The sequence below is a fragment of the Akkermansia sp. JRP_AM1 genome (genome assembly GCF_049262625.1).
Lineage (GTDB): Bacteria > Verrucomicrobiota > Verrucomicrobiia > Verrucomicrobiales > Akkermansiaceae > Akkermansia > Akkermansia massiliensis.
Genome location: NZ_CP118234.1, coordinates 656,326 through 674,645, shown reverse-complemented (window position 1 = coordinate 674,645; position 18,320 = coordinate 656,326). Strand labels below are relative to the sequence as shown.

The following is an 18,320-nucleotide window of genomic DNA, read 5'->3' as shown; positions in this document are numbered from 1 at the left end:
AATCCCCTACGTCTTTTGTATGAATCCTGTACCGTTTACCACGCTGGCTGCCGCCATGGACTTTGTGGTGGGAGATAGAAATTATCCCCTCTCCGAGCTGTTTATGAAAGGCGGCTTCATCATGTGGCCGCTGCTCCTGTTATCCATCGCCGGGGTGGTGGTGCTGGTCATGTGCTGTTTTTCCACCCGCGCCTCCGCCGTTCTGCCCACCAAGCTGGTGGAGCAGGCGGAATCCTTCATCCGCAAGAGGGATTATACGGGCCTTTCCATCCTTTGCAAGGATGGGGACTCCTGCTACGCGCGCGTAATGCTGACGGTGGCCAGTTTCATGCTGCGCAATCCTTCCGCCCAGTTTGAGGAGGTGAGGGAAATAGCCGCCGCGGAAGGCGGCCGCCAGGCGGGCTTCCTGAGCCGCCAGATTTCCTGGCTGTCGGACATCGGCGCCCTGGCTCCCATGCTGGGCCTGCTGGGAACCGTAGTCGGGATGATGAAGACCTTTTTTGAGATTGCCAACGGTGATTTCTCCGGCGGCAAGCAGCGCATCGACATGGCGGGCGGCGTGGCGGAAGCCCTGATTACGACCGCGGGCGGCCTGATGCTGGGGATCCCCGCCATCCTGGCCTATGTGTACTTCCGCAGCCGCGTTCACAAGCGCGTGGGGGACCTGGAAGCCGCCGTGACGCACAGCGTTTCCGTAGTAGCCACCCAGCTCCAGAAGCCGCGTGCCGGCGTAGCCGGAGCCTTCCATGAGGAAGAACTTCCCAGGGTTCCCGTTGACCCCACCTCCCTGCGCGACGTGCGCGGGCTTTAGCCGGAAGCGGCCATCCCCACCACACCGGAAGAACGTATGAAATTCCACTATAAAATGCCCAGCCCCATCGGGTTCCAGCTCGCGCCCATGCTGGACATCGTGTTTCTGCTGCTGGTGTTTTTCATCGTGACCCAGACGTTTGAGGATGACGAGCCGGACCTTTCCATCAACCTCCCCTCCGCGGAGACTCCCAAGCCCGGTGAAAACGTTTCCAATGAAATCATCGTGAATATCCGGAAGGACGGCACCGTGGTGATCAACCGCCAGGCGTATACCATGCCGCAGCTGGAGGACAAGCTTCTTTCCGTCGCCCGGCTGGATAAAACCATGCTCGTCCGCATCCGCGTGGATGAGAAGGCGGAATCCGGCGTGGTGGTGCATGTGATGGACGCCTGCCTGAAGGCCGGGCTGAACAATGTTTCCTTCTCCACGCGGCCTCCGGCTCCCTCTTCCGTCAATGTTCCCAACCCCCAGGCTTCATGAAAGCGTTACTTTTCATCAATGCAGGTTTAATGACTTTGGCGGCGTTCGCCGCCGCGCAGGAAAACATTCCGGACGCCGCTCCCATTGCGGACGGTCCGCTGGTCGCCAATCCGGAGCAGGATTCCCTGGACATGGCGGACATGCTGTACAAGCAGGCCCAGGAACCGGCGACGAAGGCAAACCGGCAGGAATATGGCCGCCTGCTTGATTTGAGCCTGCGCAAGTATCTTGAATTTGCCCAGCGTTTCCCCCAGTCCGCCCAGGCTCCCCTGGCGGAGTACCGCGCCGCCATGTGCCTGGAGGAGCTCGGCAGGAAGGAGGACGCGCACACCCTGTTCCGCAGGCTGACCCAGACGGGCGGCCCGGCTCTGGTTGCCGCTTCCGCCTACCGCCTGGCGACGGACGCCTCCGCTGCCGGGGAAACGGACAAGGCTATCCAGTATTACCAGCTCGTGGTCCGCAATGCGGAACAGAATGATTTGAAAGTGGACGCCCAGTACCGCCTGGGACGTCTGTTTCTTGCCAGCGGGAATCCGGACGCCGCCGCCACCATGTTCTGCGCGGTGATAGGCAATCCGGAAGCGGATGCGAAATTTGTTTTGGTGTCCCGGATGGGGTATGCCGCCCTGTGTGCGGATACGGGCCGTCTGGGTGAAGCCTATTCCGAATACCGCAAGGTGCTGGAAACGCCAGGCGTGGATGACAGGAACCGGGGCATCGCCACCCTTCAGGCCGCCATGCTGGCAACCAGGCTGAAAAAGACCGCGGAGGCCCAGAACCTCTATGAACGGCTTTTGAAGGACGAATCCCTGAAGGAAATGGCGCCGGAAGCCCGCATGGGGCTGCTGCTGGGGCTGTACAACATGGGCAAGTACAAGGAGATCCTTTCCCAGCACGAGCAGCAGAAGGACATGAAGATGCCGACCAAGGACGGCCAGGTGCGCCTGCTGATGCTTCTGGGCCAGTCTGCCTACAAGCTGAAGGAGTACCAGAAGGCGGCGGATTTCTTCCTGGAGGCGGAGAAGGCCGTTCCCTATACGCAGGAAGCCATGCAGGCCTCCTTTTACCGTCTGCTGTGCTATAATGAACTCAAGCAGAAGGACCTTCCCCAGCGGGCACAGAGCTTCCTGAACCATTACGCCAAGGCCTTTCCGACCAGCGAACTGCACGACATGGTGCGCCTGATGGCCGCGGAGAACCTGTTCAACACCAATCCGGCGGATGCCGCCCGGTTTTACGCCAGCATTGATTTTGACAAGGTGCCCCCCAGGATGCGCGCGGATATCCTGTACAAGAGCGCGTGGGCGATCGCCCAGGCCGGGAACCGGGGCGTGGCCGCCAAACTGCTGACGGATTTCATCAACGATTTCCCGCGGGACCCGCGCATTTGCGAGGCGCTGACCCTGCGCGGGGACATGTACGCCAAGACCAAGAAGGAAGCGGAGGCCCTGATGGATTTTGACCGGGTGATCGCTCGCTGGCCGAAGGCGGAATCCGCCGCCGCCGCGTGGCAGCGGGCCGCCCAGATTTATGCGGGCCGCCAGGATATGGTGAACATGGCCAAGTATTATGAAGGCCTGATTCAGAATTTCCCGAAGGCGTCCCCCGCCGCTCTGGCGGAAGCTCATTTCCTGCTGGGGCGTGCGGCGTTTGATCAGGGAGACTTCAAATCCTCCATCAGCCACATGGCGGAAGCCAAGACGCTGGACCCCCAGAAGTACGGGGAACAGGTCAATGTGCTTTCCGTTCTGTCCTATCACAAGCTCCAGGACGTGAATAAATTGAAGGAGGCCCTGGAAACCCTGCAAAAGGAAAACCCCTCCGCCGTGGCCCGCGTGCCGGACGTCATCCCCGCATGGCTGGGCCTTCAGGCCTATGGCATGAAGGACCTGGAAACGGCGGACAAGTACATGACCTGGGCTACGCAGAACGACCAGCTTCAAAATGTGAAGAAAGTGATCTGGCGCAACCTGGCGAAGGTGCGCCTGGCGCTCAAGAAGTATGACCGCGCCCTGGTGGCTTCCAACAACTTCCTGAAGGATGAGGACCAGCCCTACCGCCGTGCGGACGGCATGCTGGACAAGGCCTCCATCCTGCTGGGGCTGGGCAAGTACTCGGACGCCCGGAAGACGGCGGAGGAAGCGCTGGCCCTGGGAGTGGAAGGCCCCCTGATGGCCTCCCTGAAAATTGTTCTGGGGGACATTTCCTATGCGGAGAAAAAGTTTGATGAAGCAGCCAAGCATTACGGCGTCACGGCCGAGTTGTTCGTCAATGACGCCGAATTGAAACCCAAGGCCCTGTTCAAGGCGGCGGAAGCGCTGGACAAGGCTGGCCGCAAGTCGGAGGCTTCCCAGTACCGGGCGCGCCTGCAGAAGGAGTTCCCGGATTGGAAGCAGGATGACGAATCACTGCCCCCGGATGCCCGCTAGGCGTCCCCAAGGATCGGAACCGGAATGGAGAACAGGCGTAAAAGATGGTATGATCTGTTCGGATTGCTGCCGCGCAATCTGGGCCGTCTGCTGCTGTGGCTGGGCCTCATTCCTATTGCCTTCATCATCGTCCTGCTCGTTTACGCCTGGAGGGCGGACCAGTATGAACTGGACGAGGTGCTGGCCCCACTGGAAAATTGCGCCGCGTATGACCGCAACGGCCAGTGGATAGGCACCCTGACGGACCACGACCGGGTGTATGTGGCCCGCAATGAACTGCCTGACAACCTGGTGAATGCCTTCATTGCCCGGGAGGACGAAGCCTTTTTCGATCACGGAGGAATCGTGTATTCCTCCATCATCCGCTCCATTTGCCGGAACCTGACCACGCTGTCCTATGCGCAGGGGGCTTCCACCATCACGATGCAGCTGGCGCGGAATTGCTATGAACTGGGGGGAAGACCCTGGACCGCAAGGTTCTGGAAATGGCCGTGGCGCGCCGCATAGAAGGCAAATACTCCAAGGATGAAATTCTGACGGCCTACCTGAACCGCATTTACTTCGGACAGCAGTGCTACGGCATTGCGCAGGCGGCGGATTTGTACTTCGGCAAAAAAGTAGCGGACCTGACGCTGGCGGAATGCGCCACGCTGGCCGGGCTGGTGCGCGGACCTTCCATTTACAACCCGGTTTACAGTCCGGAGGCGGCCGTCAAGGTGCGCAACGCGACGCTGGAAAGGATGTTTGAGTGCGAATTCATCACCCAGGAACAACTATGGCAGGCGTCCCGCGAACCGATGACGGTGGCGGGAGAACGGGAAGCGCGTCCCGGCTCCTATCCCATCCTGGTCATTTCCCGTGAGCTGAGTGACCTGGACTGCTGCGACGAGCAGGAGGGAACTTCCAGCATTTTTGTAATGACTACGCTGGATTTGGAATTCCAGCGGATGGTGGAGGAAATAAGCGAGCCTGCGCTGACCGCGCTGGAAGCTTCCCCGTGTGGGCCGGACTGCCCAGGAGAGTGGACAACCAGTTGAAGAATTGCGTGCAGGCAGCCGTGCTGTGCGTGGATTCCCGCAAAGGGGACCTGCTGGCCGTGACGGGGGGCGCTCTGCGCTGGACGGCGTGGACCGGTGGCAGACGATGGTGATGCCCGGCGACCTGTTTACCCCCGTCGTCAACCTGTGCGCCGTGGACCAGCGCAGGACTGTTATTCGCAGCAGTCCTGAAGTGACCGGGCGCGGGGTAGGGTTCAATACGGTGATAGAAACGGCGCAGAAGGCCGGGTACAAGGGGGACCTTCCCCGTTCCCCGGATTTGTATGCCGGCAGGTTCCGCGCGCCTCTCTCGCATGCCGTCAATGCGCTGTACCTCATCGGCAACGACGGGCGCAACGTGCAGATTTCCTCCGTCAGGCAGGTGGGCACCACCAAGAAAAACCTGGTGATGGTGAACGCTCCCTCTCCGGAAGAAAGCCGCCGGGAAATCCTGCCGCGTGAATCCGCCCACCTGGTAGCGGCCCTTCCTCCCTTCCGTTACGACGAACGCTCCAGGAAGACGTCCGTCAATGTCAGGCTGCCGGAAAACACGGGGCATTTCTCCGCCGTCATGGGGCGTTATTTCACGGTCTTTGTCTGGGTGGGCTTCGACGAGCCGGATGAAGCCGTCTATAAAAAGAAGGGCGTTGCCTCCGCACTGGCGAAGACCTCCGCCGCGCTGGCCGGGGAAGTGTATGACCGGGCGGAGGAAAACCGCCGCAAAGCCGTCCGGGAGCGCCGGGAGAAGGAAGCTCCTGCGGAGCAGGACACCTGATGGCATCCAATTTTCCATTAATAGAATATCATGAACCACTCACCTGAAATGACCGCGGCCATCCTGGCCGCCAAATCCGCCGGAGCCTTCCTGAAAAAGCATTTTTACGACCAGAAGAAGGTGGATGAAGCCAGCCAGAACGACATCAAGCTGGAGCTGGACAAGCTCTCCCAGAAACTGATTACGGAGGAAATCCTCTCCGTGTTCCCCACCCACGCCGTTTTGGGCGAGGAAGGGTATACCGGAGACCGCAACAGTGAATATGAATGGATTGTGGACCCTATTGACGGGACGGTGAATTACTTTTACACCATTCCCTGGTTCTGCGTCTCCATCGCCCTGCGCCGCCGCGGGGAAATAGTGCTGGGCGTGATTTACGATCCCATGATGGACGAATGCTGGCATGTGGAAAAGGGAGGCATTCCGTACATGAATGACCATCCCATGCATTGCAGCCGCCGGGAAAAGATGGCGGAGGCCGTGGTGTTCGTGGGACACGGCAAGACGGACGGTTCCAAGGAAAAGGGAATCGAACGCTTCGCAAAAATCGCCTGGCAGGTACGCAAGGTGCGCAACAACGGTTCCGCGGCCCTGGCTCTGGCGTATATTGCCTGCGGCAGGTTTGACGCCTATGTGGAAAGCGTCATTTCCATCTGGGACATCGCCGCCGGGGTTCTGCTGGTGGAAGCTGCGGGAGGGAAGGTTGTCCTGGAACCAAAGGAGGACAATCCGGAACAATTCGCCATCGTCGCCTGGAACGGCCGCATTCCGATCATGGAAGCGCTGGACGAATAACTTGAACGACATTGCCGCAGTATTGTATGAAAGACATGATTGCACTGACCGGGCTGGGATATGACATCCACCGTTTTGCGGAAGCTCCGCGTCCCCTGATGCTGGGCGGCGTGCACATTCCTTCCGCCCGCGGGCTGGACGGCCATTCCGATGCGGACGTTTTGTGCCACGCCATTGCAGACGCGCTGCTGGGTGCGGCCGGATTGCCGGACATCGGCTACTGGTTCCCGCCGGGAGACCCTGGCTGCAAGGATATTTCTTCCCTGGACATCGTGGCGAAGGCCGTTTCCCTGATTCGTGAGCGCGGCGGCCGCGTGGTGAACGTGGATTCCTCCCTGATTGCGGAAGCTCCGCGCATCTCTCCCTACCTGGAACAGATGAAGGGCGCCCTGGGAACCGCCCTGGGCATCTCTCCGGCGCGCGTGGGGGTGAAGGCCACCACCAATGAACAGCTCGGCGCGCTGGGCCGCCGGGAAGGCATCGCCGCCTTTGCCGTGGCGGCTATTCTGATGCCGGAAGATTTGACTGCGCCGTAAGAAGACGTCCGCCATATTTCCTTTTTTGGGCTCTTTTTTCAGAAGGGGTGCGGGGGCGGCTGTGCCGCAGGCTGGGGTTCAGGCTTTAGAGCGGCAGACGGATTTGGAATCCGGAGTCAAGCCTACAAAACTGAAAGAAAAACGTTTTCAGGGGATTGAACTTGCCAATATCCTGGGAATTGCCATAGGGAGTTCGTGATGTGACGGGCTTTCTTTTCGTTCCGGCAATCATTAATAACCGTCTTTACACTTCGGCGGCGGTAGCCATCAGAGCCGGGTGCCCTGTCTCCCGGACGGTATGCGGCTGTGAAAGGGAACGGTGGAATATTGATGGAGGGCGGTTTTGCGGTTGCGGCGCCTGGGAACGGAAGGCTCCCTCCTTTCGTTGTTGAAACTCTTTCTGTAGCGCAGCGGAAGCTTCTTATCCAATAGCCCCCGGGCCTCTCCACAGGCGGTCCATCAGGACCGGGATGCCCTGTCTCCCGGGGCGATATGCGGCTGTGAAAAGGAGATGGGAGAAATATTGGCGGAGCGTCAATTTGGACCGTTTTGGAGCATAGCGAAGGGCAGTATTTCCGGCTATGGAATCCATACCGGATTCCAAATTCGCTAAGTTGATTCTGGTGGGTGTTTGGCATTTTCTGCCGGGCCGCTCCAATTAGCTACACAAAGAATATATGACGAGGAAAACCGGGCTTCTCCGAATGGAGGAGTCCGGTTTTTTTGAGGGGGCTGCCGTATGGAAATTTCCCTTTTCTTCCAGCGCTTGTCATGGAGGGATTTTCTTTCCATCATCCGCCCCAATAAAAAAGTGCGGCCGTGTGAACAGCCGCACTTGCAGGGAAGAGAGAGTAAAGGCGCGCCCCTACTTCTTGGGCGTTATGTTGCGCATGTTGCGGCCCTTGGCCTTGCGCTGCTGTTCCTCCAGGGCCACGCGCTGCTGGTCCATCATCCTCTGGAAGAAGCCGGGCTTCTTCTTTTTGGCGGCGGAGAGCACGGGCATGGGCAGGCGGCGGATGAGGGCCGTCTGGCCGATGGAAATCAGGTTCTGCGTGGTCCAGTACAGGGCCAGGGCGGAAGCGAAGTTATAACAGAACAGGAAGAACATCAGGGGCATCAGGTTCATGATGATGCGCTGGGAGCGTTCGCCCGCCTGCGGGGTCATCCGCATCTGGACAATCATGGTCACGGCCATGATGAGGGGCAGGATGTTGATCGGGATGCCGAACAGGTGGCCTACGGTGTCGGGCAGGGACAGGTCCGTCATCCACAGGCAGAAGGGCTGGCCCCTCAGCTCCGCGGAATACTGGAGCACGCGGTAGAAGGCGAAGAAGATGGGGATCTGGATGAGCATGGGCACGCAGCCGCTGGCAGGGTTGATGCCGTATTTCTGGTACAGCTTCATCATCTCCATGTTCACCTTCTGGGGGTCGTCCGGATATTTTTCCTTAAGCTTGGCCATCTCCGGCTGAACCAGGGACATGCGCTTCATGGCCATGTAGGATTTCTTGTGCAGCGGCCAGATGAGCGCGCGGACGACGATGGTCATGCAGATGATGGCCACGCCCCAGTTTCCGAACCATCCGTGGAAGAGGTTGAGCAGCCAGTTCATCGGCACGCTCAGGAAGACGAGCCAGCCGTACGCCATGATGTCGCTGATGGCGGGGTAGGTGAGGTTCAGGTCGCGCAGGTAGGCGTTGAATTTGGGACCGGTGTAGATGTCGTAGGTGAGCGTCTTTATTTCGTTGGGCGCCATGGTCAGGTTGGGGATGCCCATGGCTACGGTGACGCCGGGCACCAGCGTGTTGTTTTCATGCGCCAGCGGGAATTCCTGGCGGGTGGCGTACACGGTGGAGCCCTTGGATTCGTTCTGGGGAAGAAGAATGGTGGCGTAGTACTGGCTCATCACGCCGGCATAGGTCAGGTCCTGCAAGGGGCCTTCCAGGACGCGTGCCTTTGCGGTGCTGAAAAAGCCGCCCGTGAAGTAGGAGGGCACTTCCTGTTCCAGGGAACCGTCCGCATGGTAGAAGAAGTGGGTGTAGGTGTCCTTCGGTTCACTCTTGGCGATGGGGTAGGCGCTGCCGCCGAAGATGCCCATGTAGCGCAGATCCTGGACGTTGGGGGATTTGTTGAGCAGGGAGACGGTCAGACGGATGAGGTACTTGCTGCCGGGCAGTACTTTTCCTTCCAGATTCTTGACGGGGTGCAGGGTGTAGGTCTTGGAGATGAAGAGCTGCCGTGCGGGATCATAGCCCTCCAGGGTGACGGAGTCCGCCGTGCGGCTGACTTCCTTGTACACGGTGTTGTCATAGGACGGGTCCTGGGTGGCGTCCATGTTGAAGACGAGCTCGCCAATGCCCCTCTGCTGGGCTTCGTTGATGGTGATGTTGTGGTCCGCGACTTTTTGGGAGTCCACAATGTCGTTGTGGAGGGTAACGGCGCCGATGGAGCCGCCGATGCGGTTGAAGGTGTACGTGATGAAGGGTTCCTGCTTGCCGTCCGCTTCCTGCGTGGCCGTCAGCGTGATCGGGCTGGTCTTGTCTTCTTCAAGGGCCTTGTTGACGGAAGGCTGTTCCGGGGCGCTGGGAGCGGCGGGCGCCTGTGCTCCGGGAGCCGGGACGCTTGCCGGAGCGGCGGCCGTCTGCTGGACGGGAGCGGGGGCGGCGGGGACGGGCTCTTCCTTTTTATTGTTGCCCATGTAAATGTTCAGGCCCAGAAGGGCGGCGCAAACGCCTATGACGATCCATGCTGTGCGATCCATAATGTGATATAGCTTGATTGAAGTTGGTTGGGAGGGAGGGGAGAGAAAGGTAATTTAATGCGGCGTGCGGGCCGGAGGCACGGGATCATACCCTGAACCGCCCCACGGGTTGCATCTTAAAATGCGCCATGAGCCAAGAAGAAAGCCGCGCCAGGCTCCATGGACCCGGACGGCCTGGATGAAGTACTGGGAACAGGAGGGAGTATAGCGGCAGCCGCTGCCGGGGCCCCCCAGCGCATGCAGGGGGGCGCTGATGAAGGTTTGGTAGCCCCGTACCAGGGCAATGAGCAGCCATTTCATCATGCTTTGTCTTGTTCCCGGGAAAGAAGTTGAAGTTTGAGCTTGCGGGCGGCTTTCTGCCAGTCCCGCTCCAGGTCTGCATAGCTGGCTTCCACGGCCCGCCAGCGGAGGACGCACACCAGGTGCACGCCGTGTTCAAGGGGGCTCCGTGCGCCCTCAGGATTTCCCGTACGCGTCTCCGCAGCTTGTTGCGGACGACGGCGCAGCCGATTTTTTTCGTGCAGATGATGCCGAATTTGGAGGGTTCCTCCGGATGTTCCAGCGGGGCTGCACTTAAAACAATAAGCCGACCTGCTACGGATGGTCCCTCGTTGCGCACCCGGGCAAATTGGAATGCCCTGGTCATGCTTTGTTGACGAGTAAGACGCATCTCCCGCGGGTCGGCCCGTGAAAAAGTTCCAAGGAGGCGTTAACCAAGTCCTGGCGGCTGAATTAACGGCCGTGCTGGATGGTATGGCGCTTGTACTGGATTTCGGCTCCCTTGGGAAGCAGGCGCTTGCGGCCTTTGGCGCGGCGGCGGCGAATGATGTCTGCTCCGTTCTTGGTAGCCATGCGTGCACGGAATCCGAACTGACGCTTGCGGCAACGCTTGGATGGTTGATAAGTCCTCTTGCTCATGATGTTGAAAGATGCTTCTTGTGAATTACTAGATTCAGTGCCGTCCGTCTAAGCGGCCTATGCACAACCGGACGGAAAGGATAACTATTTTGGCTGTTTTGTCAATCCGTCAGGCGATTAATTTGCCCTTTTTCTTGGGGAAGGTACTGGAATAAGTGATGTTTATGGTTGATAGCCAGTTATTTTCTGTTCCGGAGGGAGCCCTTTGTTTTACAGAAAGAGCAGTTCCGCATAGGTGGGAACGGGCCACAGGTCTGCGTCCGTCAGGCTTTCCAGCATGTCGATGGTGCTTCTCAGATTGTCCATGCCCGTCTGGATGACCTTCGTCTCGGCTTTGTCCACGGCGCGGCGGAGTTCCTGCACCTGGGTGGGGAGAAGGTCCAGCAGCGTGCCGATCTGGTTGGCGCGGTCCGCGGTGGCTTTCATGCCCGCCTTGATTCCGGCGGCTTTCATCTGGGCTATGGCGGTGGTGAGCTGCGTGAGCTGTTCCGTCACGGCGGGGATGTAGAGGGTTTCCACCATCAGAAGGGCGGTTTCCGCTTCAATGCTGATTTCCTTGTGGAATATTTCCGTCTGGATTTCATGGCGGGCGTGGAGCTCCACGGGGCTGACCACCTTGTATTTTTCAAAGAGGGTCTTGGCCTTGGGCGTTTCCAGCGCGGCCAGGGCTTCAATGGTGCCGGGAACGTTGGGCAGTTTGCGGCGTTCCGCTTCTTCAATCCAGGCTTCCCCGTAGCCGTCTCCGCTGAAAAGGATGCGCTTGTGCTTCTTGATGATGTTCTGAAGCAGCTTGTTCAGCGTGGCATGGAATTCCTCCGGCTTGTCCTTGACGGGTTCCAGGATGGTGCAGATTTCATCCAGGCTTTCCGCCACGATGGTGTTGAGCACCGTCATGGGCCAGGCGCAGGTCTGGGAGGAGCCTACGGCGCGGAATTCGAATTTATTGCCCGTGAAGGCGAAGGGGCTGGTGCGGTTCCTGTCGGAGGCGTCCAGGGGGAACATCGGCAGGGTATCCACGCCGATGTTGATGGTTTTCTGGGTGCACGCCTTTTTGGTGCCGCCCTTTTCAATCTGCTCAATGATTTCATCCAGCAGATCCCCCAGAAAGATGGAGATGATGGCCGGAGGCGCTTCATGGGCACCCAGGCGGTGTTCGTTTCCGGATTTGGCGACGGAGGCGCGCAGCAGGTCCGCGTGTTCGTCCACGGCCTTGATCGTGGCGCAGAGCAGGGTGAGGAAGATGGCGTTTTCCTGCGGGCTGGAACCCGGGTTGAGCAGGCTGCCGTAACCGGGCGCGGAGAGGGACCAGTTGTTGTGCTTGCCGGAGCCGTTCATGCCGGAGAAGGGCTTTTCATGCAGCAGGCAGACCATGTCATGCTTGTTGGCGGTCTTGCGGAGCACTTCCATGACCAGCATGTTGTGGTCCACGGCCAGGTTCTGGCTTTCAAAGATGGGCGCAATTTCAAACTGGCCGGGCGCAACTTCATTGTGGCGCGTTTTGGCCGGAATGCCAAGTTTCCAGAGGGCTTCGTCCACGTCCACCATGAATTCCAGCACGCGGTCCTTGATGGAGCCGAAGTAGTGGTCTTCCATCTGCTGGTGCTTGGGGGGGACGTTGCCGAAGAGGGTGCGGCCGCACATCATCAGGTCCGGGCGCAGGGCGTAAAGCTGCTTGTCCACCAGGAAGTATTCCTGCTCCGCGCCCAGATCGGCGCTGACGTGGATGTTGGACGGGCCGCCGAAGCAGGACAGCAGGCGCCTGGCCTGGCGGGTGACGGCGGTCATGGAGCGGAGAAGGGGAGTCTTTTTGTCCAGCGCCTGTCCCTTATAGGAGCAGAAGGCGGTGGGGATGCAGAGGGTTGCGCCGTTTTCCGTCCGCTTGATGAAGGCGGGGCTGGTGGGATCCCAGGCAGTGTAGCCGCGGGCTTCAAAGGTGGCGCGGAGGCCGCCGGAGGGGAAGCTGGAGGCGTCCGGCTCGCCCTGAACCAGGCTCTTTCCTGAGAATTTGAGTTCCAGGTTTCCTTCCGGGTCCACGTCCACGAAGGAGTCATGCTTTTCCGCCGTGCTTCCGTTGAGGGGCTGGAACCAGTGGGTGTAATGGCTGGCGCCCTTTTCCAGAGCCCACGTCATCATGGCCTGGGCCACTTCATTGGCAATGTCCGGGTCCAGCTTTTCGTCCTTGCGGATGGTAGCCAGCAGTTTCTTGTAGACGGGACGGGGCAGGTAGTTGCGCATGGTCTCCATGTTGAAGACATCCTGACCGTAAATTTCCGCAATGAAGGTTGCGGCGTTGCCAACATCGGAAGGTGGGTTTGTATGCATCTTGGTAGGGAACGCGCCAAAAGGCTCGGAATCTACCAAACCTTAAAAGGGGGGTTTTTGCAAGCCGAATCCTGCCGGAGAGCTCCACGGAGGGATGATTCAGGGAACAAAAGTTCCGGGGGAGTCCAATTTCACCTTTTGAAGGGGAGGACGGAAAGGCTGCCGTTCTTCATGCTCCCCTGTCCGGAAGCGGTACGGAACGGCCTGGGAGGTCATTCCCCGCGCATGGGGTTTCCTGCCAGCCGTCCGTTCATCCGGAGGCGGAAGGGAGGGGGAATGCCTGCTATTCCAGCGGTCCCACCGTGATTTTCTGGCACAGGGTGTGGGATTGTCCGGAGGCGAGGGGAATGCAACGGGAATCGGCATTGCCCATTTCCACGCACAGGAATTTGTTCCAGGATTCCGCGCCCAGATCCGCCATGTTTCCGGCTCCCTGCTGTCCCGGGTTCCAGATGATGACGGAAGAGGCGTGGTCCCGCTCCACGGTGATGGCGCGGTTCAGCACGAAGTCTTCCAGCACGATTTTCCCGGAACAGGCCGGGCAGTCGTAAACGCGGTCCAGGCACCCCAGGGGGGCCAGCGGGCGTTCTCCGTGCTTCATGGGCTGGGCCGCTTCTTCCCGGAACGGTACGTCGTCCAGCCCGTGTACGCGGCATTTGGTCAGGTTGCCGACGGCAAAGTAGTTGTGAAAGGCTTCCGTGAGCTTGCAGGGCTGCATGCGGGCGGTGGTTTCCAGCTTCATGGCCAGCGTGCGGCCCAGCGCCAGGCGCAGGATGGCGGCGGGGTAGGATTCGTCTTCCGGATAGAAGGCCAGGGAAAGCAGGGCGTTCCCCCGCTTGTCCGTCTCCTGGTGATGGAGGCGCCATTCCGAGGTGCGCGCCACGCCGTGGGACGGTTCGCCCTTCCGCGGACCGAACCAGGGCCAGCAGACGGGAATGCCGCCGCGGATGGCTTTGCCGGGCGCAAAGACCGCATTGGGGGAAAGGAAGAGGCATTCTTCCTGCCCCTCCGGCTTCCATGACGTGAGGTGCGCCCCTTGCAGGCACAGGGTGGCTGTACAGAGCGGTGTTTCCACGTCCAGGAAAGTGACTCCCTGGTCTGTTGCTCGCCGGGTAATCATGGCTGGAGGCGTTCGATCGTCCAGGAACCGTTTTCCTGGAGCTTGTACATGAAACGGTCGTGAACGCGGCCGGGACCGCCCTGCCAGAATTCAAAGGTGTCCGGAATGATCCGGTAGCCGCCCCAGAAGGAGGGCAGGGGGATTTCTCCCTTGGAGAATTTGTTTTTCAGCTCCATCAGCTTCATTTCCAGCAGTTTTCTTCCGGAGATGACGGAGCTTTGCTGAGAGACCCACGCGCCAAGCTGGGATTCCTTGGGACGGGTGAGGAAGTATTTCAGGGATTCCGCGCGGGAAACCTTGACGGCCTTCCCGTAAATGATGACCTGGCGTTCCAGCATCACCCATGGCAGCATCATGCAGACCTGCGGGTTTTCTTCAATGTCATGGGCCTTGTGGCTGCCGTAGTTGGTGAAAAAGACGAAGCCTGTCTGGTCAAAGTATTTGAGCAGCACCGTACGCAGGGAGGGCCTGCCGTGGGCGTTCACCGTAGCCAGGGAAAAGGCGTTGGGTTCCGGAATGTCCGCTTTCAGGGCCTGTTCAAACCAGGTCTGGAATTGTTCAAAGGGGTTTTCCGCCAGGTCTTTTCTGTGAAGCTGGCCCTTGAGGTATTCTTCTCTGAAATTGGACAGGTCCATGATAGGGTGAAAGGTAAGTGTTATTCCACGCTGAAATCCAGCCCCAGGTCCAGGGAGGGGGCGGAGTGGGTGACGTAGCCCACGGAAACGAAGTCCACGCCGGATTCCGCAATGGCGGCCACCGTGTCCAGGTTGACGCCCCCGCTGGCTTCTATCAGGGGTGTGGCGCGGTCGCCGCGCATGGCGACGGCCTGCTTCAGCATCTCCGGCGTCATGTTGTCCAGAAGAATGTGGTCCACTCCTTCCAGCTTGAGGAAGGCTTCCACCTGTTCCAGAGTGTCCGCTTCCAGCTGGATTTCCACGCCGGGCTTTTCCGCGCGCAGCCTGTTGATGCACTGCTGGAGGTGTTCCGTGTTGCCGTCCGTCATCAGGTGGTTGTCCTTCACCATGGCGCGGTCATAAAGGCCCATGCGGTGGTTGGTGCCTCCGCCGTGGGCCACGGCTGCCTTTTCCAGCAGGCGGTAGCCGGGAGTGGTCTTGCGGGTGTCCAGGATGCGGGCGCTGGTGTGGGAAACGGCCTTCACGTATTTCCTGGTGAGCGTGGCTACGCCGGAAAGGCGCTGGATGAAGTTGAGCGCAGTGCGTTCCGCTCCCAGGATGGAGCGGGCGGAGCCTTCAATGAGCATCACCACGGCGCCGGGCGCCACGGCCTCCCCGTCATGCAGGTAGACTTCCACCTTCAGGGAGGGGTCCACCTTGCGGAAGACTTCCGCCGCCACGTTGACGCCGGAAAGAACGCCCTTTTTCCGGGGCGTCAGAATGGCTCTGGCGGTCAGGTGTTCCGGGACGAAGTATGTGGAAGTCACATCCCCGGGGCCGAAGTCTTCGGCCAGCGCCAGATTGATCAGGGTTTCCACGTTGTCGGATACGGTTTCTGCGGGCATGAAAGAAAATGCGGCTTAATATTCGCGGTTGAGGAGATAGTTGGCCAGTTCCACCAGGCGGGTGCGGCGTTCTTCCGGGAAGATCATCAGGGCGTCCAGGGCCGCCTGGGTGCGGCATTTCGCTTCGGAACGGGCTCCGTCCATGCCTATCAGGGCCGGGCAGGTGGATTTCTGGGCGTTCACGTCCTTGCCGGCGGTCTTGCCGAGCTTTTCCGTGGAGGCGGTCAGGTCCAGAATGTCATCAATTACCTGGAAGGCGAGGCCAAGGTTGTAGCCGAAGTCCGTGACGGCTTCCAACTGGGCTTCCGTGGCGTTCGCGGACATGGCGCCGAAGCGGAGGGCCGTGGTCAGCAGGGCCGCCGTCTTCCCTTCGTACACGGCGCGCACTTCCGGTTCGGAGAGCTGCTTGTGCTCCCCTTCCAGGTCCAGAATCTGGCCGCCGATGAGCATCGTGCTGCCGCCGGTAGCCGCCAGTTCCCGGACATAATCCCGGACAGTGTAGCGTTCCGTGTCGTCCACCTGGGCAATCACGGCAAAGGCTTCCGTCAGCAGGGCGTCTCCCGCCAGAATGGCTACCCCTTCCCCGAAGGCCTTGTGGCTGGTGGGCTTGCCGCGGCGCAGGTCGTCATTGTCCATGGCCGGCAGGTCGTCATGAATAAGGGAATACGTGTGCATCATTTCCACGGCGCAGGCGGGCACCAGGGCATTCACCGCCAGACCGCCGCAGGCTTCCGCGGCCGCCAGGCAGAGCACGGGGCGCATTCTCTTGCCGCCCGCGAACATGCTGTAGCGCATGGCCTTGTGGATGGTTTCAGGGCTTTCGTCCTCTGCGGGCAGAAGCCTGTCCAGCGCGGCGTCAATCAAGGCGCACTGTTCTGTAATGTAGTCGTTCAGGGATTGTTCTTCACACATGACGTTAAGGAATGGGTGCGGGGATAGTAGATATAGTTCAGCGGCCGACCAGAAGTTCCGCAATCTGTACGGCGTTCAGGGCTGCCCCTTTCCGGACCTGGTCGCCCACGACCCAGAGGGTCAGGGCATTGTCGATCGCCATGTCCATGCGCATGCGCCCCACGTAGCAGGTGTCCCCGTTGGTGCTGTCCAGCGGGGTGGGCCACACGCCTTCCGAGGGATTGTCCATCACGGCGACGCCGGGTTTTCCGTCATAGGCGCGGCGAGCCGTTTCCACATCCACAGGCTGCTCAAACTGGGCAGTCACGGAAATGGAATGGGAGCGGTACACGGGCACGCGCACGCAGGTGCACGTCACCTTGAGGTCGGGAAGGGAAAGGATTTTGCGGCCTTCATTGAGCATTTTAAGCTCTTCCTTCGTGTAGCCGCTTTCCGTGAAGGAGTCGATCTGGGGAAGAAGGTTGAAGGCGATCTGGTGCGGATAAACGTTTTTCACCACGGGATGGCCGTCCACCACGGCGCGCACCTGGGATTCCAGTTCCGCAATGCCGTGCTGCCCGCTTCCGGAAACCGCCTGGTAGCTGGAGGCGATGACGGTTTTCAGCCCGAAGCGCTGGTGCAGGGGGAAGAGGGCCATCAGCGTAATGATGGTGGTGCAGTTCGGGTTGGCGATGATGTTGCGGGGGTGGTTGAGGGCCGCTTCCGGGTTGATTTCCGGCACCACAAGGGGCACGTCCGGGTCCTGGCGGAAGGCGGAGGAATTGTCGATGACCACGCAGCCCGCGGCCGCGGCAATGGGGGCGAACTTCAGGGAAATGCCGCCGCCTGCGCTGAACAGGGCGATGTCCACGCCGTCAAAGGATTTTTCCGTCAATTCTTCCACAGTCAGCATTTCTCCCCGGAAGGCGACCTGTTTTCCGGCGGACCGGGCGGAGGCCAGAAGCTTCAGGGAGCCTACGGGAAAGTTGCGTGTTTCCAGGCAGGACAGGATCTCAACGCCCACCGCTCCGGTGGCGCCGACGATGGCAACATGGGGTGCTTGGTTCATGGTTGTGTCAGAAAATGGCGGAATTCGGTCCGCATGGGTATGATGATAAAGGTTTTTTCCCGGAAAGGCAATACGGGATCGGCAGCAGATGAACAGCGCAGGTCAATATGCAAGGTATAAACAATATTAACTATTCACTGTTAACTATTACATGCCTATTTAACCCATTTGCCCACGCCTTCCGGCAGCCTGCCGTCGGAGACAGGGCCGTAGCGGGTGGATTCCGTGTTGCCCCAGAGGGGAACGCCCACGATGCGCTTCCACCAGCCGGACATGCTGGCCCCCGTGTAGCAGCCGAAGCTCCAGCAGTCGGACCGCGGGGTGAAAATGTCCCGGCGGATGCGGTTCAGGTCTGTTTCGTGAATCCATTCCGTGGAGACGGCCATGATGTTGTTGCCGTAGTCCAGCATCCACGCAAAACAGTTGGAATGGCCGAAGTAGTAGAAGGATTCCACGAAGTCTCCGCGGAAGCGCGGGGAGGAATTCAGCGCCCGGATGGCCTGGTCCGCGCTGTCCACCCAGACGAGCTTGATCTTGTACTTGGAAGCCAGGTCGGCAATCCAGCGGGTATAGGGCTTGCCGTCCTCCCTGCCCCGTGTCGCATAGCCCGGACGGTAAACGATCCAGGTGATTCTGGCGGAGGGGTCCTTCTGCTGGATCTGGGCGATGCGGATGGTGGAGGCCCTTACAAAGTTGGCCCACCAGTTGTCATGCCTGTCAGGCTGTATTCTCAGTCCTTCCCATTGTCTGAGGGCGGGACCGCCGCACATGACGACGTGGACGGCATGGGACAGTCCCGTGCCGCCCGCCAGCAGGGCCAGAGCGAGAAAAAGGCGTGAAAACATGCCCGCACC

Annotated in this window: 20 protein-coding genes and 1 pseudogene; 9 read left to right on the top strand and 12 right to left on the bottom strand. The window is 59.9% G+C overall.

From position 1 onward, the window contains the following. The first annotated feature begins 19 nt into the window (after positions 1-19). Genes PVA48_RS03095 through ispF form a run of 9 tightly spaced genes read left to right on the top strand, consistent with a single transcriptional unit; the run spans position 20 to position 6,866 of the window. Positions 20-811, top strand: coding sequence for a MotA/TolQ/ExbB proton channel family protein (locus tag PVA48_RS03095; RefSeq protein ID WP_022396007.1), 792 nt, complete (start codon positions 20-22; stop codon positions 809-811). 36 nt (positions 812-847) lie between these two features. Further along, the gene (locus PVA48_RS03090; RefSeq protein WP_022396008.1) at positions 848-1,294 is read left to right on the top strand and encodes an ExbD/TolR family protein; all 447 of its coding nucleotides are present in this window, start codon (positions 848-850) and stop codon (positions 1,292-1,294) included. Further along, entirely contained in the window at positions 1,291-3,723 is a 2,433-nt protein-coding gene (locus PVA48_RS03085) for a tetratricopeptide repeat protein (protein ID WP_102728372.1), read from the top strand. Before PVA48_RS03090 ends, PVA48_RS03085 begins: the two co-directional genes overlap by 4 nt. 24 nt (positions 3,724-3,747) lie before the next feature. Then, positions 3,748-4,230, top strand: a complete 483-nt coding sequence (locus PVA48_RS03080) for a transglycosylase domain-containing protein (protein ID WP_423232218.1) — start codon at positions 3,748-3,750, stop codon at positions 4,228-4,230. Next, entirely contained in the window at positions 4,215-4,760 is a 546-nt protein-coding gene (locus PVA48_RS03075; RefSeq protein ID WP_423232217.1) for a transglycosylase domain-containing protein, read from the top strand. The genes PVA48_RS03080 and PVA48_RS03075 overlap by 16 nt, the downstream gene beginning before the upstream one ends. After that, entirely contained in the window at positions 4,721-4,873 is a 153-nt protein-coding gene (locus PVA48_RS03070; protein WP_423232216.1) for a hypothetical protein, read from the top strand. Before PVA48_RS03075 ends, PVA48_RS03070 begins: the two co-directional genes overlap by 40 nt. Further along, entirely contained in the window at positions 4,849-5,535 is a 687-nt protein-coding gene (locus PVA48_RS03065) for a hypothetical protein (protein ID WP_215840627.1), read from the top strand. The genes PVA48_RS03070 and PVA48_RS03065 overlap by 25 nt, the downstream gene beginning before the upstream one ends. 30 nt (positions 5,536-5,565) lie before the next feature. Further along, entirely contained in the window at positions 5,566-6,330 is a 765-nt protein-coding gene (locus PVA48_RS03060; protein WP_102722791.1) for an inositol monophosphatase family protein, read from the top strand. A 26-nt stretch (positions 6,331-6,356) separates the two neighbouring features. Next, entirely contained in the window at positions 6,357-6,866 is a 510-nt protein-coding gene (gene ispF / locus PVA48_RS03055; RefSeq protein ID WP_102728374.1) for a 2-C-methyl-D-erythritol 2,4-cyclodiphosphate synthase, read from the top strand. An 865-nt stretch (positions 6,867-7,731) separates the two neighbouring features. Here ispF and yidC read toward each other — a convergent pair. The 12 genes and pseudogenes from yidC to PVA48_RS02995 form a co-directional block, all read right to left on the bottom strand. Then, complete coding sequence (gene yidC, locus PVA48_RS03050; RefSeq protein WP_102726372.1) at positions 7,732-9,627, bottom strand: membrane protein insertase YidC; 1,896 nt, start codon at positions 9,625-9,627, stop codon at positions 7,732-7,734. A 54-nt stretch (positions 9,628-9,681) separates the two neighbouring features. Next, on the bottom strand, positions 9,682-9,930 hold the full coding sequence (gene yidD / locus PVA48_RS03045; protein WP_022396015.1) for a membrane protein insertion efficiency factor YidD: 249 nt from the start codon (positions 9,928-9,930) through the stop codon (positions 9,682-9,684). Further along, the gene (locus tag PVA48_RS03040; protein WP_423232215.1) at positions 9,927-10,055 is read right to left on the bottom strand and encodes a hypothetical protein; all 129 of its coding nucleotides are present in this window, start codon (positions 10,053-10,055) and stop codon (positions 9,927-9,929) included. Before PVA48_RS03040 ends, yidD begins: the two co-directional genes overlap by 4 nt. Positions 10,056-10,075: 20 nt before the next feature. Further along, positions 10,076-10,297, bottom strand: a pseudogene (locus PVA48_RS03035) (ribonuclease P protein component); the annotation flags it as partial. Positions 10,298-10,359: 62 nt separating this feature from the next. After that, positions 10,360-10,545 carry a 50S ribosomal protein L34 gene (gene rpmH, locus PVA48_RS03030; RefSeq protein ID WP_012420297.1) on the bottom strand — a complete coding sequence of 62 codons (186 nt, stop codon included), beginning with the start codon at positions 10,543-10,545 and terminating at the stop codon, positions 10,360-10,362. A gap of 210 nt (positions 10,546-10,755) precedes the next feature. Beyond that, positions 10,756-12,867: a glutamine synthetase III gene (locus tag PVA48_RS03025; protein ID WP_102728440.1), complete on the bottom strand. Its 2,112-nt coding sequence runs from the start codon at positions 12,865-12,867 to the stop codon at positions 10,756-10,758. Positions 12,868-13,150: 283 nt separating this feature from the next. Continuing rightward, complete coding sequence (locus PVA48_RS03020; protein ID WP_102728375.1) at positions 13,151-13,987, bottom strand: D-hexose-6-phosphate mutarotase; 837 nt, start codon at positions 13,985-13,987, stop codon at positions 13,151-13,153. Then, complete coding sequence (gene pdxH, locus PVA48_RS03015) at positions 13,984-14,622, bottom strand: pyridoxamine 5'-phosphate oxidase (RefSeq protein ID WP_022396019.1); 639 nt, start codon at positions 14,620-14,622, stop codon at positions 13,984-13,986. Before pdxH ends, PVA48_RS03020 begins: the two co-directional genes overlap by 4 nt. Before the next feature lie 20 nt (positions 14,623-14,642). Further along, positions 14,643-15,506 carry a carboxylating nicotinate-nucleotide diphosphorylase gene (gene nadC, locus PVA48_RS03010; RefSeq protein ID WP_102728376.1) on the bottom strand — a complete coding sequence of 288 codons (864 nt, stop codon included), beginning with the start codon at positions 15,504-15,506 and terminating at the stop codon, positions 14,643-14,645. Positions 15,507-15,521: 15 nt separating this feature from the next. Next, positions 15,522-16,418, bottom strand: a complete 897-nt coding sequence (locus PVA48_RS03005; protein WP_022396021.1) for a polyprenyl synthetase family protein — start codon at positions 16,416-16,418, stop codon at positions 15,522-15,524. Positions 16,419-16,455: 37 nt separating this feature from the next. After that, entirely contained in the window at positions 16,456-17,466 is a 1,011-nt protein-coding gene (locus PVA48_RS03000) for an aspartate-semialdehyde dehydrogenase (protein ID WP_022396022.1), read from the bottom strand. A 155-nt stretch (positions 17,467-17,621) separates the two neighbouring features. Continuing rightward, entirely contained in the window at positions 17,622-18,311 is a 690-nt protein-coding gene (locus tag PVA48_RS02995) for a hypothetical protein (protein ID WP_022396023.1), read from the bottom strand. Positions 18,312-18,320 lie beyond the last annotated feature (9 nt).